The sequence below is a fragment of the Anaerococcus rubeinfantis genome (assembly GCF_001487145.1).
Lineage (GTDB): Bacteria > Bacillota > Clostridia > Tissierellales > Peptoniphilaceae > Anaerococcus > Anaerococcus rubeinfantis.
In genome coordinates this window covers 922918-939106 of record NZ_LN913016.1, presented here as the reverse complement: position 1 = coordinate 939106, position 16189 = coordinate 922918, and the positions used below count along the sequence as shown (strand labels likewise).

Annotated in this window: 15 protein-coding genes and 1 other annotated feature; of the genes, 11 read left to right on the top strand and 4 right to left on the bottom strand. The window is 27.3% G+C overall.

The window, feature by feature from the left end; all coding sequences use genetic code 11:
• Nucleotides 1–36 precede the first annotated feature (36 nt).
• The 8 genes from BN3265_RS05410 (at nucleotide 37) to nhaC (ending at nucleotide 7269) form a co-directional block, all read left to right on the top strand.
• A complete protein-coding gene (locus BN3265_RS05410) occupies nucleotides 37–1131 on the top strand; it encodes a glycerol dehydrogenase (RefSeq protein WP_058990534.1) in 1095 nt (364 codons plus the stop codon).
• Nucleotides 1132–1245: 114 nt separating this feature from the next.
• Complete coding sequence (locus BN3265_RS05405; protein ID WP_058990533.1) at nucleotides 1246–1869, top strand: hypothetical protein; 624 nt, start codon at nucleotides 1246–1248, stop codon at nucleotides 1867–1869.
• 75 nt (nucleotides 1870–1944) lie between these two features.
• Nucleotides 1945–2433, top strand: coding sequence for a prolyl-tRNA synthetase associated domain-containing protein (locus tag BN3265_RS05400; protein WP_058990532.1), 489 nt, complete (start codon nucleotides 1945–1947; stop codon nucleotides 2431–2433).
• Between the two features lie 146 nt (nucleotides 2434–2579).
• Nucleotides 2580–3545 (top strand): DUF3137 domain-containing protein, encoded by a 966-nt coding sequence (locus BN3265_RS09595; protein WP_058990531.1) that lies wholly within the window; start codon nucleotides 2580–2582, stop codon nucleotides 3543–3545.
• Between the two features lie 9 nt (nucleotides 3546–3554).
• Complete coding sequence (locus BN3265_RS09590; protein ID WP_058990530.1) at nucleotides 3555–4115, top strand: LemA family protein; 561 nt, start codon at nucleotides 3555–3557, stop codon at nucleotides 4113–4115.
• Between the two features lie 67 nt (nucleotides 4116–4182).
• On the top strand, nucleotides 4183–4659 hold the full coding sequence (locus BN3265_RS05385) for a hotdog domain-containing protein (protein ID WP_058990529.1): 477 nt from the start codon (nucleotides 4183–4185) through the stop codon (nucleotides 4657–4659).
• A gap of 108 nt (nucleotides 4660–4767) precedes the next feature.
• Nucleotides 4768–5535, top strand: a complete 768-nt coding sequence (locus tag BN3265_RS05380; protein ID WP_058990528.1) for an NERD domain-containing protein — start codon at nucleotides 4768–4770, stop codon at nucleotides 5533–5535.
• A gap of 180 nt (nucleotides 5536–5715) precedes the next feature.
• Nucleotides 5716–7269: a Na+/H+ antiporter NhaC gene (gene nhaC / locus BN3265_RS05375; protein WP_058990527.1), complete on the top strand. Its 1554-nt coding sequence runs from the start codon at nucleotides 5716–5718 to the stop codon at nucleotides 7267–7269.
• A 71-nt stretch (nucleotides 7270–7340) separates the two neighbouring features.
• Here nhaC and BN3265_RS05370 read toward each other — a convergent pair whose 3' ends face one another.
• The 3 genes from BN3265_RS05370 to BN3265_RS05360 form a co-directional block, all read right to left on the bottom strand.
• Nucleotides 7341–8531 carry a dicarboxylate/amino acid:cation symporter gene (locus tag BN3265_RS05370; RefSeq protein ID WP_058990526.1) on the bottom strand — a complete coding sequence of 397 codons (1191 nt, stop codon included), beginning with the start codon at nucleotides 8529–8531 and terminating at the stop codon, nucleotides 7341–7343.
• Between the two features lie 92 nt (nucleotides 8532–8623).
• Nucleotides 8624–10384, bottom strand: a complete 1761-nt coding sequence (locus BN3265_RS05365) for an ABC transporter ATP-binding protein (protein ID WP_058990525.1) — start codon at nucleotides 10382–10384, stop codon at nucleotides 8624–8626.
• On the bottom strand, nucleotides 10381–12123 hold the full coding sequence (locus BN3265_RS05360; RefSeq protein WP_058990524.1) for an ATP-binding cassette domain-containing protein: 1743 nt from the start codon (nucleotides 12121–12123) through the stop codon (nucleotides 10381–10383). The genes BN3265_RS05365 and BN3265_RS05360 overlap by 4 nt, the downstream gene beginning before the upstream one ends.
• Here BN3265_RS05360 and BN3265_RS09550 point away from each other — a divergent pair.
• On the top strand, nucleotides 12056–12268 hold the full coding sequence (locus tag BN3265_RS09550; RefSeq protein WP_167338293.1) for a hypothetical protein: 213 nt from the start codon (nucleotides 12056–12058) through the stop codon (nucleotides 12266–12268). The two genes, BN3265_RS05360 and BN3265_RS09550, sit on opposite strands and share 68 nt — an antisense overlap.
• Before the next feature lie 35 nt (nucleotides 12269–12303).
• Here the strand turns inward: BN3265_RS09550 and BN3265_RS05355 are convergent, their stop codons facing one another.
• A complete protein-coding gene (locus BN3265_RS05355) occupies nucleotides 12304–13851 on the bottom strand; it encodes an NAD(P)/FAD-dependent oxidoreductase (protein WP_058990523.1) in 1548 nt (515 codons plus the stop codon).
• Nucleotides 13852–13933: 82 nt separating this feature from the next.
• On the opposite strand from BN3265_RS05355, the gene BN3265_RS05350 reads away from it, so the two are divergent.
• Together BN3265_RS05350 and brnQ are read left to right on the top strand one after the other, a co-directional pair.
• Entirely contained in the window at nucleotides 13934–14395 is a 462-nt protein-coding gene (locus tag BN3265_RS05350; RefSeq protein ID WP_058990522.1) for a GNAT family N-acetyltransferase, read from the top strand.
• Nucleotides 14396–14504: 109 nt separating this feature from the next.
• Nucleotides 14505–14728 (top strand) — a binding site (T-box leader).
• A gap of 64 nt (nucleotides 14729–14792) precedes the next feature.
• Nucleotides 14793–16136: a branched-chain amino acid transport system II carrier protein gene (brnQ, locus tag BN3265_RS05345; protein ID WP_058990521.1), complete on the top strand. Its 1344-nt coding sequence runs from the start codon at nucleotides 14793–14795 to the stop codon at nucleotides 16134–16136.
• The last annotated feature ends 53 nt before the right edge of the window (nucleotides 16137–16189 follow it).

Below are 16189 nucleotides of genomic sequence, written 5' to 3'. Positions count from 1 at the left end.
ATTAGATAATGATTTAATTAGAAAAGGAGATGTATTATGAAATTATTAAGAGCCATGCGTGAACCATTAAAGTATGTGCAAGGAAAAGATGCTTTATTAAAATTCCATGAAGAAATGGAATATATGGGAAAAAGATGGCTATTTATATGTTCTAACAGTGGATACAAGGCTTGCCATGAAAAAATAGAAAAATCTTTTGAAGGATATGATGATTATAGGCGCTATGAAGTTTTTGGTGGAATTTCCAGCAAGGGCGAAATTGAAAAGATGAAAAAAATTGTTGAAGATGACAAGATTGATACAGTTGTTGCAGTAGGCGGTGGATCTGCAGTTGATACTGCAAAAGCTACAGCTTTTTATGCAAAAAAACATATAGTTATAGTTCCAACAGTAGTTGCAACCGATGCCCCTTGTACAGGGCTTTCTGTAATTTATAATGATGATGGAAGTTTTGATTCATATTTATTTTATCCAACAAATCCTGATGCAGTTTTGGTTGACAGCCAAGTTATTGCAAACGCTCCAGTTAAATTTTTAATTGCAGGAATGGGAGATGCTTTGGGAACATATTTTGAAGGTAGAGCGTCAATCAGAACAGAATCTCCAAGTTTGGAGGGAACCGGAATTACAAGAACAGGACTTGCAATTGCAAAATTATGCTATGAAACTTTAAGAGCATATGGTTCTCAAGCTATAAAAGCGTGTGAAAATAATGTTGTAACACCAGCTTTAGATGCAATTATCGAAGCAAATACTTATATGTCTGGAGTAGGTGCAGACAATGTAAACTGTGCAGCTGCCCATTCATTTTATAATGGCTTAACTTCATTAGGTGGTCATGAGGCATATCATGGATCATGTGTTGCTTTTGGTACTTTGGTTCAATTAGTTTTGGAAGGAGTTTCAAAAGAAGAATTCGAAGACGTTCAAGGATTTTGCTTAGAGGTTGGACTTCCAGTAACTTTGGAAGAACTTGGAGTAAGTAAAGACGAAGAAATTAAAACAATAGCAAAAAATGCTTGCGTAGAAGGAGAAACAATTCATAATCTTGCAGGAGATGTGACTCCAGATGAATTGTACGCTGCTATAATTGCAACTGATGCAATGGGAAAAGCAGTTTTAGGAAAATAAAATAATATAAGTTAAAAAAGTTTTGATATTTTTTGATGTCAAAACTTTTTTTATCTAAAAATTGAAAACTAAAAAATATAGGATTATAATTAGAAATAATTATAAGGAGTCAATATGAAAGATTTTATAAATATTTTTGAAATTAATGATGAATTTATAAAAGAATATGCATCTGCTCGGTTAAATCGTAAAATTTTTAATGCATATAATAGGATTTTGTGTGTTTTATTGATAATATTTGGTCTTGTCTTAATTATCTTTCCTATAAAGTATTCTATAGGTCCAGATTTAATACTTATTGGAATTTCTGATATTATAGTTAGTCTTATCTTATTTATAAGCTATGTAATTAATTTTAAAAAATATACAAGTACAATGAAGGCAAGAATAGAGATTTTAGGAAAAAATATTAAAGAAGTTAAAAATGAAATTCATGACAATCTTTGTATAACTACTAATAACATAAAAGATAGGAGTTATGAAATATTATTATCTTTTCTTGATGATCATTTTGAAAGTAAAAATTATTATTTTCTTATTTTTACTGGTGATATTCTAGTTACTTTTAAAAAGAATGGATTTATAAAAGGTGATTATATTGAATTTGAAAATTTTCTTGATAAATATCCAAAAAAGAAAAACACAAGAGCTCTTATTCTAGGAGTTTGTTTGACTCTATTAATTTTAATTAATCTTAAATATTTAATTAATTTGTATAAATATTATTTAATTTTTTAAATTTACTTATTTTTGAAAAAGTTTAGCATATTTTCTTATGGGTATAGTATTTCTAAGAATTATAAGGGGGATTTTATGAATCAATATGAAATGGTTGTAGATAAATTAAATAAATTAGGGATTAATTTTAAAATAGTGAATCATCCACCAGCTTTTACAACAGAGCAAGCTGACAAATTTATCGAAGGACATGAAGGAGTTCGTACCAAGTCTATGTTTTTAACCGATAGGAAAAAAAGAAATTTTTATCTAGTTATTCTTGATGAAAGTAAAAGATTAGATATGGATTTTTTCAAGGACTTAGTTGGTGAGAAAAAAGTAAAAATGGCTTCAGAAAATTCTTTGATGGAAAAAATGAAACTTCCAGCAGGGGTTGTTTCTCCATTTGGTTTATTGAATAATGAGGATCATGATATTAAATTTTTTATGGATAAAGAAATTGCAGATGAAGAAATAATGACCTTTCATCCAAATACAAATGAAAAAACACTATTTATTAAAACAAAAGATTTATTTAAATATCTTGAAAATATAGGATATGAGATAAATATAGTAGAATTATAAAATTTCACCTAGGAAACTAGGTGTTTTTATTTTGCGTTTTTACTTAGAATTATTAAATTTATGTAAAATTTTTTGTATTTTTGATAGTAATTAAATTTATCGGGGTAAAATTTTAATGAAAGTAAATGATTTAGAATGGGGGAAGTGTGAGAAAGAAATTTAGGGATAAGTTTACAGATCCTAATCTTATAAAAAAAATTAATGATCTTGAAAATTCTCCACAAATGCAGGAGAAATTAAATTCTATTAAAAAACAGATGAAAAGTAAAACTTTTGATCCTATTTACACAATATCTTCTCTAGGAATTTTTGGAATAATTCTTGCTATTTTTATTTTTTTGTTTTTTGGAAGGTATATTTTAATAATTTTAATTTTGGGTTGGGAATTTATTTCAAAATTTTTAAAAAAAAGAAAGATTGATGTTGGGAAATTATATGCTAATAATTTTTTGCTTCCAATTTTAGAAAGTATTTTACCAAATACAAAGATTAATTATTTTGAAGGTATAAAATATGAGATTATTAAAAATATTTTTTCTGATTTTGAAAAATATTATTCAAATTGTCATATAATTTTTGGGGATGATTATAAGACAGAATTTTCAAATCTACATATTTTTCATTATGTTGAAAACAGCGAAGGGAATAGTAGAAAAGTTTATGATTATATGGGGCAAATATTAGTTTCTAACCTAAAAACTAATATAGACGGTCATATAAGAATTGTTCCTGTTGTTGATAAAAATTTATTTGGATATAAAAAATATGGAATTTATAATAAAAGGCATAAAGATGAAGAAGAAATTGAAACAGAATATATTGATTTTAATGAAACATATTCAATTTTTTCTACAGATGAATTTTATACAAGATTAGTTTTAAATCCTCATATTATGGAGATTTTGAATAAATGGAAGGATAAGATGAGAGTTTCTATTTATATGAATGAGAAATATATTTCTATATCTTTTGAATCTAACGAAAATTTATTTTATCTTCCTAGTACAAAAACAGAAATTGATGGGCTTTCACTTGCTGGTGAATATGAAAAAGTAAGAGAAAAACTTGCGGATTTTTATGGATTAATTGATATAATAAGTGAAAAATTATAAGGAGAAAGTATGAGAAAAATAACATTATTACTGATTTTGCCATTTTTATTGATCTTAGTTTTAAGCTTTTTAATAAAAACATCTAATAAGTTTAATAGGTATGGGATAATTATTGAAGAATCAAAGAGAAATTTGGATGTGGCTTTGGCGAAAAGATACGATACAATTTGTGAAATGATTAAAGTTTGTAAATCATATGCTAGGCATGAAAAAAGCATATTTTCAGAAGTAACTATGGCAAGATCTGGATCTAATATTAAAGATTTTAACAAAACTATTAATAATCAAGATAAGACAATAGAAAAAATATTTGCCTTGGCAGAGGCCTACCCTGAATTAAAATCTTCAGAAGAGTTTTTGAATTTACAAGATCAAATAGACGATGAAAATGAGCAATTGGCTGCTGCAAAAAGAATTGTAAATAATAATATTTCAAAATTAAATCAAGATATAGTAACTTTTCCAAAATCAATAGTTGCAAGTATGAAAGGCTTGAGAAAAGCTGACTTTTTGAATGAAGAGAATATAGAAAGAAAAAAATCATTGGAAGATTTTGATTACGAAGTTTAGATATTTAAATATATATTTAGGGTATAAATTTACAAGAGAAATATTATTTGTAAATTAGGAGAAATATATGGAAAAAGATATTTGTATTCAAGATACCTATGGGGAAAGATTTCAGTATTGTTGGGGTTGTGGTCCCAAAAATGATATGGGACTTCATTTAAAATCATATCCAAGTAAAGACGAGAAAAGTGTAATTGCGAAAATTATTCCAGATAAAATGTATACAGGAGGAGTTCCTCAAAATTTGTTTGGTGGAATGATTGCAATGATTTTTGATTGTCACGGAACAGCTTCTGCAGCTTATTTTTCTCACAAAAATAAAGGCTTGAACCTTGATGAGGATACTGTAATAGAAAGATTTATTACTGCAAGACTTGAAGTTGATTTTAAAAAGCCAACTCCTATGAATGAAGAAATTTTAGTGTCATCAAACTTAGTTGAACTTGGTGAAAGAAAAGCAATAATTGAAATGGAAATGACAGCAAAGGGAGAGGTTAGAGCTAGAGCAAAAATGATTGCTGTTAAAGTAAAAGATAATATGTAAGAATTTACCAACTCTATGTATTTGATTTTAGGGTTGGTTTTTTATTTAAAAATTAGTGAAAAATTTGGGTAATTATTTAATAATAAATCAATTTCAAGAGGAGTTTTTATGAACAAGTTTTACCTAATTATAATTTTTTTATTAATTTTATTTATTTATCTAAACAAAAAGATCCCTCAAATCAAAGGCAAAATGGGAGAGAGCGCTGTTAAGATTCTATTAAATAAGTTAGATAAAGAAAAATATAAAGTTATTAATGATGTGATTTTTGAAAATAAGTATGAAAATAACAAAAGTTCTCAAATAGACCATTTAGTAGTTTCTAAATATGGAATTTTTTGCATAGAAACAAAAAATTATAAGGGACTAATTTATGGAGGTGAAAATTCTAGACAATGGACTCAAAATATTTATGGAAAAAAATATAAATTTAAAAATCCAATTTTTCAAAATTATGGGCATATTAAAGTTATAGAAAATTTGCTTTTGGAAAATTCTTTTAGTGAAATTCCAATATTTTCAATAATAGCTTTTGAAAAGGAAGCAAAATTAAATATTAAAGCTGAAAAAGCAAATATAATAAAAATTCCATACATAGTAGATACAATTAAAGATTTATCTCAAGAAGAAGTTTTAAATGAAGATCAAGTAAATAAAATATATAATTTGATAATGGAAGAAAAACTAAAGGATAGGTCAATAAAAGAGCATGTAAAAAATATTAAAGAAAGAAAAAAATCGGAAAAAGATTTGATAAATAAACAAATTTGTCCAAAATGTGGTGGAAATCTTATTTTAAGAGAAGGCAAGTATGGGAAGTTTTATGCTTGTACAAATTTCCCAAAATGTAGATTTACTTGTGATTATAAAGAATAAATCAAAAACCATTTACAAAGAAAAATTGTAAATGGTTTTTTTAGATAAATTCGCTTTACTTTAGTAGTAAAATAAAATTATTGAATTTAAAATTGACAAAGAAATTTTTATATTGTAGAATAAACTTATATTAAAAATTAACATTTAATTTTAATTAGATAATAAGAAAAAGGAGAGAATATGGAAAAGAAAAAATCGGTTAGATTACCTAGTTTTTTTGAAGCAATTTTACCAATTATTACCATGGTTTCATTGATGATTTATGTTTTTGTTTTTGCAAAAGAAAAAGTTGATGGGAAAATGGAAGCAATTTATGACGGAGCTCATATGCCACTTATTTGTGGAATTATTGTAGCTTGCTTTGTTGGAATAATTTGTGGTCATTCTTTTAAAGAAATGCTAGCAGGAATGATTGATAGGATTAATACAACTTTGGATGCAATTTTAATTTTACTTACTGTTGGTCTATTGATTTCTTCATTTATGATGAGTGGAACAATTCCCGCTTTAATTTATTATGGTCTAGAATTATTAAATCCAAAATTATTTTTGCCTATCGGTTGTATAATTACTGCTATTGTAGGTCTTGCTTGTGGGTCATCTTGGACTGCAACTGCAACGATTGGTATTGCATTTATGACGATTGGACAAGGACTTGGAATTAATCCTGCAATAACTGCTGGAATGGTTATATCTGGTGCTTATATTGGTGATAAATTTTCTCCCTTGTCTGATACAACAAATCTTGCAGCTGGGGTTTCAAAAACTGGCTTATTTGATCACGTAACAGCAATGATTTCTACAACTGGTCCTGTATTTTTAATTTCATTGATTTTATACACAATTTTGGGACTTAGAGCAAATGTTGTAAATTATGATCCGACGATTGCTGAAGGAATAAAAACATCACTTGCAAATAATTTTAACTTAAACCCTTTGGTTTTACTTCCAATACTTATTATTGTTTTAGTTTGCGTTTTAAGAATTGAAGGTCTTGCTGGCGTTATGATTTCTGTTGTTGTTGGAATTATTTTTTCTCAAATATTTCAAGAAACAAAATCCTTGGCTGAAATTTTTGGGATTTTACACTATGGTCCGGAGATAGAAACAGGAAATGATTTTGTTGATGCAGCTTTGGCAAAAGGTGGAATGGATAATCAGATGTGGACTATAAATTTAATTTTACTTGCAGTATCTTTTGGTGGGGCTTTGGAAAAATCTGGAGTTGTTGAAAAGTTATTTGCTCACTTAAAAGAAAAAATAAATTCAGTGGGTGGACTTGTTCTTACAACAATGGCTACTTCAATTTTCTGCGATGCAACCATGTGTGATCAATTTTTAGGAATTGGTGTTCCAGCTCCCTTATATGAAGATAAATATGACGAGATGGGTCTTTCAAGAAATTTCCTATCAAGAACCTTAGAAGATGCAGGAACTTTGTGGGCAGTAATGTTTCCATGGACAGCTTGTGGGGCGTATCAAATGAAAACTTTAGGAGTAAATCCACTTTATTATTTCCCATTTGCTTTTGTGAACTTATTAAGTCCTATTTATGCTCTTACAACAGCGTATTTAAAAAGAAATATATTTTGGGCAGATGGATCATACACAAATATTTTTGGAAAAACAAAAATGAAAAAGAAAGCGCATGCTCCAAAAGAAGTAGAAGAATATGCAATTAATCAATTAGATAAATTAAGAAAAGAAGGAAAAGCTCCAAATATTTCACTATAAAATCCTCCAAAAGATCAAGGAGTTTTCTTTCAAAAAAATAATGCTATACAAAAAAAGTATAGCATTATTTTTTAGTCTTTAATTTCTTTAGCATCTTTTGGAACCTTATCAAAAATTCCTGTAACCATAAGAGCTATTGCTCCATCACCTGTTACGTTACAAGCTGTTCCAAATGAATCTTGTAGGGCAAATATAGAAAGCATTAAAGCTGTTCCCGTATCATTGAATCCTAAAACAGAAATAATTAATCCTAAACTAGCAACTACTGTTCCTCCAGGAACTCCCGGTGCTGCAATTGCGAAAATTCCAAGAAGAGCAATAAATACAATCATATTTGAAGTTGATGGCAATTGTCCTGTTAGAATTTGTGAAACTGTCATTACAAAAAATACTTCTGTTAAAACTGACCCACAAAGATGTGTGTTAGAACAAAGTGGAATTACAAAATCTCTGATTTTTGGATCTAAAGTTTTTGATTTCCTAGCACATTTAAGGGCAACTGAAAGGGTTGCTGCTGAAGACATTGTTCCTAAAGCTGTAAGGTAAGCTGGCAAATAATGTCCAAAAACTTCTTTTGGATTTGTTTTTGAAAAAATTCCTCCCAAAGTGTACAAGAGTGTCATCCAAATAAAGTGTCCAACAATAACAATTAAAATTATTTTTATAAATACTGGCAATTCTTGTAATACTACTCCTTCATAAGCTAAAACTGCAAAAGTTGAAGCAATATAAAAAGGAAGCATATTTATAACAATTACATCTACAATTTTTAAAACAATATTATTAAGTTCTAATAATAAATTTTCCCAAGTTTGAGATTTTGTAAGAATTACAGCAATTCCAAAAATAATTGATGTAACAAGGGCAGTCATTACTGGCATTATTGGATCAATTGATAATTTAAAAATTGATTCTGGAATTTCTTTTGCTCCTGCAACATTAGATGCGATGTTTAAATGAGGAATTATAGCTTTTCCTGCTAAAAAACTAAATGTACCTGCACCAATTGATGATAAGTAACAAATCAAAAGTGTTACTGTAAGGATTTTTCCTGCATTTTCTTTAAGTGAAACAATTGCAGGAGTAACAAAACCAAGAATAATTAAAGGAACAATATAACCAATCATATCGCCAAGAATGGTTTTTATCGAACTAACCACCAAAATAGCGGATTCGTTTGCAATCTGTCCAATAAAAATACCGATAACAATTCCCATCACTAGTTTAAAAACTAATGAGTTGAAAAAGCTTTTCTTTTTCATTTTTTATACCTCTTTCATTCATTTTAATAATATTCTACATTATTATAGGGAAATTACAATACTATAATAGTCTTTTATTGTAATAAAATATATTATTTATAAAGTTCTGCTTGACTTAAGTACATTTTTTTGTAAAGTCCACCATCTTTCATAAGCTTTTCATGATTTCCATTTTCAGTAATTTTTTTATTATCACAAACAATAATCCTATCTGCATACTTTGTTGATGAAAGCCTGTGAGAAATAAAAAGTGAAGTTTGTCCTTTTGAAATATCTAGCATTTTTTTAAAAATTTCTTCCTCGCTTCTCGGATCAAGAGCGCTAGTCGGCTCATCCATTATAAAAAATTTTCCTTCGTGTACCATTGACCTTGATAGGGCAAGTTTTTGTCCGATTCCACCAGAAGGTTCGACAGAATTTTTTGAAAAAAGAAAAGTTAAAAATGTATCTTCTTTATTTATAAGTTTGTCTATCCAAGATTTCAAATTCAAAAGATAAAAAGATTCTTCCATTTTTTCTCTTTGATAACTTGTAATTTCATCTAATAAATTTGCAGAAATATTTTCAGAAATTCTAAATGGGAATAGTCTAAAATCTTGAAAGGTTGGGGAGAGGATTTTGTAATATGTTTTTGTATCAATATCATTTATATTAATCCCATTCAAATAAATATTTCCTTTTGTAGGCTTATAAAATTTGCACAAAAGTTTTACAATTGTAGATTTTCCAGCGCCATTTTTTCCAACAAGAGCTACGGTTTCTCCATTTTTAATTTCAAAAGAGCAATTTTCTAAAATGTATTCTTTTGATTTTGGATATTTAAAGCTAACATTATCAAATTTAATAGTGATTTTTTCTGTGTCTATTTTTTTAATTTTTCCCTCATCAAAATTTTCTTCTTTTTGATTTAAAAAATCAAATAAGCTTTGAAGCTGAGCATTAAAGGCGATTACTTGGGCATAATTTTTTTGTATTTCCTTGCTTGCATTTATTAAACTTATTAATGAGTTAAAATATAAAGTAAAATCAGCAAGGCTTATGGCTTTTTCTATAAGCTTTACTACAAGAAAAAACAAAGATCCAAGAATAGAAAAATTAGAAAATACATTCATAAGCCCAACATAAATCCCATTTTTTGTATAATATGCACTAGAATTTTTTACTAATTTTTTATGGAACATTTCAGACTTTTTCAAAATAAAATCTTCTCCATTATAAATTTTTATATCTTTAAAATACCTGTGATCTTGAGAAAAATTTACAAAAAATCTGTAAGCCCTTAGTTCTGGAATATCATTTTTTTGGTGGTCTAATTCATTTTTCTTTATCAATTCTACAATTTTTTTATTTAAAAGTATTAAAATAAGTACTACAAGTACAACAAAAACCGACAAGTTCATAAGAACTATTAAAGAAAAAATACCTGTAATTGTTGAGTTTATTGTTATTGCAAATAAATCATATATTTTAAAAATTTCGAATATAGCATAATGAGCTTTTTCCATTTCATCTTGAACTTTTTTGCTATCCGATTTTTCTATTGGAAGCTTAATAGCCTTTTCGCTTAATTTAAAAGTATAGACATCAAAAAAAGATTCAAAAGATTCTGTTAGTAAATTTGCATTTAATTTATTAACTAATCCCCTAATCAAATCAAAAATTAAAACTAGAAAAGCAATTGTAAAAATAATTTTTAATCTTTTTTGTCCGTATATTTCATCAATTATTAACTTGGGTGCAATTATAGAAAAAACAGGAAGTATTCCCATAAGAAGGGAAAATATTACAAATTTTTTGATGAAATTTTTTTGTATTTCATCTATTTTTTTTAATAATTTAAAAATATTTTTCATACTTCCTCCTTATAATTTTTTGCTTGAAGATTGTATAAATCTTTGTAATCAGAATCACTTATCATAAGTTCTTCATGACTTCCTGTAGATTTTATTTCTCCATCTTTTAGATAGACTATCCTATGGCAAAATTTAGTTGATGCAAGACGGTGAGATATAAAAATTGATGATTTATCTTTTGTTAAATCATTATACAAAGTGTATAATTCTCTTTCTGCAAGAGCGTCAAGTTGGGCGGTGGGTTCATCCAAAATTAAAAGTTTTGAAGAATTTTTTTCAATACTTCTTGCTAGATATAATTTTTGCTTTTGCCCACCAGAAAGATCAACTCCATCATCATCCAAAATTCTAAGCAAAGTTTGATCATCTTTTTTGTCATAAGATTCTATAATTTTATCTAAATGAGTAAGCTCATAGGTTTTTTCTAGATTTTTATTAGAATCATTTAACAAAATATTTTCTTTAATAGAAAATGGAAAAATTTGAGAATCTTGAAAGACAGCTGAAACCAAGCTGTTATAATCATAATCTAGTTTTTTGAAATTTTTACCATTAATAAAAATTTCCCCTTCATAAGATTTATAAAAACCTGCAAGAATAAGAGCGAGAGTAGATTTTCCAGCTCCATTTTCTCCTACTAAGGCTATTGATTCATTATTGTTGATTGTCAAATTTATATTTTTTAGGACATATTTGTCAGAGTTTGGATATTTAAATGATAAATTTACTAAATCGATTTTTAAATTTTTTGGTAAATTTTTATTTTCAAAAGATTTTTGATAAGGATTTATAATTTTAAAAAACGGCTTAAATCTTGTGAGATTATCAAAAAAATCATTAAAAATCCACATAAATAAATTGTTAAAATTTACAAAAGCTAAAATTGCTGTAAAATAAACATAAAAATCTCCAAGGTCAAGATTTCCATTAATTAAATTCGTAATAAGCCAATACATAATAAGAGCATCTCTAATAAAATTAATAAGTCTTACAAGGCTATAAATTTTAAAGGTTTTTTTATCTGTCCTAATTAGATAGGCTATTCTATCTTGGTTGGTTTTCTTGTAAAAACTTTTAAAGACATTTATAAAATCAAAAATTAGTATATCTTGTTTTGATAAAGGAGATCTTAGTTCATTATTTAATTTTGCAAATTTATTGTAGTTTTCGTTTTGGTCCTTCCAAAATTTAGAAAATTCTCTAGGTATTTTATTTGCAATAATGGTTGAAATTATTGTCAAAATTATTATCAAAGATAAAATTATTCCACCAATTTTTAAAAAAATCCACAAAAATCCTGCGATAGAAGTTAGGGCTGCTAAAAATTCTGGCAAAGTCATCATTACAGCACCTGCTCCTAAAAATGGACTATCTACAGCCTTATTGGCACTATTTATTTTTTCAGATTCGGATTTTTTCATTTTTTCTTCATAGGGAAGGTAGAGGGCATATTTTGTTACCATATTCATATATTTATATCTGATATTATTCATTTTCATACGGTAATTACCCATGATAAAAGATTCGAAAAAACTTATAATAGTTGAAAGGACTAATAATAAAATAAAAAAGCCCAACATAAAATCAAGTCCATTTTGATAATTTTTCAATATGTAGGCAGGTGAAATAATCCATATAAATGGCTTTAAACCAATAAATATGGAGTAAAGTATGATTAATAAATACATGCTTGGCTCATACTTAGCCATTGATTTAAAAATATATTTTAATTCTTTCATAAAAAGCCTAAACGGCATCCTCCTTGTTTTAGTAAGTCAAGGAGCTTTTCCTCACTTACAAGTTACAAATTTCCTCACTATTTTTAATATTATTGATCATTTTTCTTATCCTTTCTTTAAAGCTAATTTAATATTAGCAATTTAATTTAATGAAGTCAAAAAAAGATGGTAAAAACCATCTTAATTTTCTAATATTTCTATTGCACATTTTAATCCATCAAGAGCTGATGATATTATTCCACCGGCGTATCCTGCTCCTTCACCAATCGGTCTTAAATTTTTAAATTTTAATGTAGAATAATTTTTATTTCTTTCAATTCTAATTGGACAAGAAGTCCTTGTTTCAACTCCAGTTAAAATTGCATTATCATCGGCGAAAGCTTTCATTTTTTTGGAAAAATCAATTAGGGCAAGTTTTATGGCTTCGTTGATTTTTTCTGGATAAATCTCATTTAAATCTGCAAATTTATAAGAAGGTTTATAAGTTGGTTGAATTTTTCCTAAATCTTTTGATACTATGCCATTAATATAATCACCAACTTTTTGAACAGGAGCTATAAAATCACCTCCGCCGAGTTTATAGGCTTTTTCTTCAATTTCTCTTTGAAATTTTATACCAGCAAGATTATCATCTCCCAAAATTTCTGATCCAATAGCACAAACAATGGCAGAATTCGAATTATAATTTCCCCTATCATGATAACTCATCCCATTTACACAAAGACGATTTTCTTCACTTGATGCAGGAACAACATAGCCACCAGGACACATACAAAAAGTATAAACAGAAATATTTTTCGTCCTATCAAAATATTTAAGGGCATAGGAAGCCTGTGGAAGTCTATCATCATTTATTTTATATTGGCTAAGATTAATATCTTTTTGTAAATGTTCAATCCTAAAGCCAACTGCAAAATTCTTTTGACTTATATCGACATACTTATCAAGCATTATAAAAGTATCACGAGAAGAATTTCCCAAGGCAAGAATATATTCATCAGCCTTGTATTCATTTTTATTTGTAATAAGAGATTTTATCTCTCCATTTTCAATTTTTAAATCCGTAAAAATTTCATTAAAATGAAAATTTCCGCCCATTTCAATAATTTTTTTCCTAATATTTATTATGACTTTTCTTAAAAGATCTGTCCCAACATGGGGCATTTGGGTGTATAAAATGTCTTCTGGAGCACCATTTTCAACTAAAATCCTAAAAATTTCCCTAGACCTTTTATCCTTTGACCTTGAAGTAAGTTTACCATCAGAAAAAGTACCAGCGCCTCCTTCACCAAATTGAATATTTGACTCAGGATTTAATTTTAAATTTTTAATAAAATTGTCGATAGTTTTCACCCTATCTTCAATTTTTTCTCCTCTTTCAATAAGAGTAACTTTAACACCATTTTTACAAAGAGCATAGGCACAAAAAAGTCCAGCTGGCCCAGAACCTACAATTACAGCAGATTTTACTTTATTTTTATTTGATAAATCTAAATCTTCTTCAACAAATTCACCAATATCATTTTTTAATTTTTTTCTAGTTTTTTTATCAATTTCACAATCAAGCAAAACTTGATAAACATAAAAAATACCACGCCTTGCATCAATTGACTTTTTATAAATTTTAAAAGAATCAATTTTTTTATTGATTTTTTCTTCAATAGCTTTATTTAAATTTTCATGATTATCCAAATCGTATGGAATTTTAATATTTCTAATTATATACATAAGACATCCTTTCCTAACTATTTTAGCAGATTTTAGCTACTAAATAAATTTAAAATGATATATAATAAATAAAGGGGAACTTATGGAAGTTAGTTTAGTTGAAAATAAATTAGAAAAAGAAAATATTTCATCTTTCATCTTAAATGATTTAAATTCATGGTTTGAAGATTATGATGCTGTAAAAAATTACATAGAAAGATCTAAAGATTATTATTTTTTCAAAGCAAGTGAAAAAACAAAAAATCTTGGCTTTATCGTTTATAAAAAAACTTCGGATTATACTATTGAAATATTCGTAATGGGAGTTTTGAAAAATTATCATAGAAAAAATATAGGAAGAAATTTATTTGAAAAATCTATTGAAATTTTAAAAAAATATAATTATGAATTTGTCCAAGTAAAAACTTTAAAAGAAGGAATAGACGATGGATATGATAAAACAAATAAATTTTATCAAGCTTTGGGATTTAGAAAATTTGAAGTGATTGAAGAGATTTGGTCGAAAGATAATCCTTGCCAAATTTATGTGAAAAGTATTTTTTGACAAGGCAATTAAATAATTTTTATCCTAAAAAATGATAATTTATAAAAAAATATTTGACAATATAAAAAACAGGTCTTATAATAAACACAACAATAATTTATTTATAAAAATTTATGAAAAAAAGAGTAGGCTTGTGGAAAAGCACAGAGAGTTGGAGTTTGGTGAGATCCATCCTTTGAAATAAGTTCGAAAATCATTTTTCTTTTGCATGTCTGAATTATAGTAAGATATGTCGCCATGGTTGGCGTTATCAAAACCCGGCATTGTTTGATGCTTGAAGAGCTTATTTTTATATAAGAATAAAGGTGGTAACGCGGAATTTTCGTCCTTTGTCTAAATTTTAGACAAGGGACTTTTTTAATGAATAAATATTGTAATAAATTTTTTGGAGGATAGAATGAAAAAATTATCAAGAAGTCAATTTTTACAAGTTAGTGTAATGCTATTCGGTTTATTTTTTGGAGCTGGAAATTTAATTTTCCCTCCACTTTTAGGAAACCAAGCAGGATCTTTAACATTTATTTCTTTATTAGCATTTTGCGTTACTGCAATTATATTTCCTGTTATGGGCGCAATAGTTGTTGGAAAAACTGAAGGATTAACAAATTTATCAAACAGAGTTTCTCCTTTATTTTCTGTAGTCTTTACTACAGCTATATATTTATCAATAGGACCTGGACTTGGAATACCAAGAGCTGGATCTGTTCCTTTTGAAATGGCAATAGCTCCATACATACCAGAAGAATTTAATATGAATCTTGCTAGATTTTTATACACTTTGGTATTTTTCTCTGTAGCTTTGTTTGTATGTTTAAAACCAAATAAACTAGTAAAAAGAGTTGGAAAATATTTAACGCCTGCACTTTTAACTATGATAGTTTTTATGTTTTTAAAAGTTATAACAATGGATAAAAATATAGGAGTTCCTGTTGGAGAATATAAAAATGCTCCTTTAGTTAAGGGATTTTTGGAAGGATATAATACCATGGATGCAGTTGCTGCATTAAATTTTGGTTTTGTTATAGCCCAATCCATAAAAAGATTTGGAATAAAAGATAAAAATGAAGTTACAAATTATACGATAAAAGCAGGACTTGTAGCAGGTAGTGTTTTATTTTTAGTTTATGCAATGCTTGCGAGTGTAGGAATGATAGGATCATCAAAACTTGTTGGGGCAAAAAATGGTGCTGTAATATTAACCTATGCAGTTAAAAATGTTTTCGGAAATTTCGGATTAGTTTTACTTGCAGCAATATTTACACTTGCATGTCTTACTACTTGTATAGGACTTATAACAAGTGGTGGAGAATATTTTGAATCATTATTTAACCACAAATTATCATACAGGAAATGGGTTTTAGTTTGGACTTTATTTTCATTTTTGATGGCAAACTTTGGACTAAATAAATTATTAGCATTTTCAGTTCCACTTTTGACAATAATATATCCAGTTGCCTTAGTATTAATAGTAATGGGAATAAGTCATGATTTTGTAAAATATTCAAAAGAATCTTACCTATTTACAGCAAGCTTAGCAGTCTTTATTCCATTAGTAGAAGTATTAAATAATTCATTTGGAATAAAATTGTGGTTTGTCACAAATTTAGTAGAATCTTTGCCTTTATATAAAGAAGGACTTTCATGGCTACTACCAAGTTTATTAGTTTTAGTTATAACAACAGCAGTTTTCAAATTATTAGAAACATTTAAAGAAGATGAAACAGTTAAAGAAAGATATTAGAATATAGTCGGGGAAACTCGACTATTTTTTATAATCTTGCTGATTTATGAAAC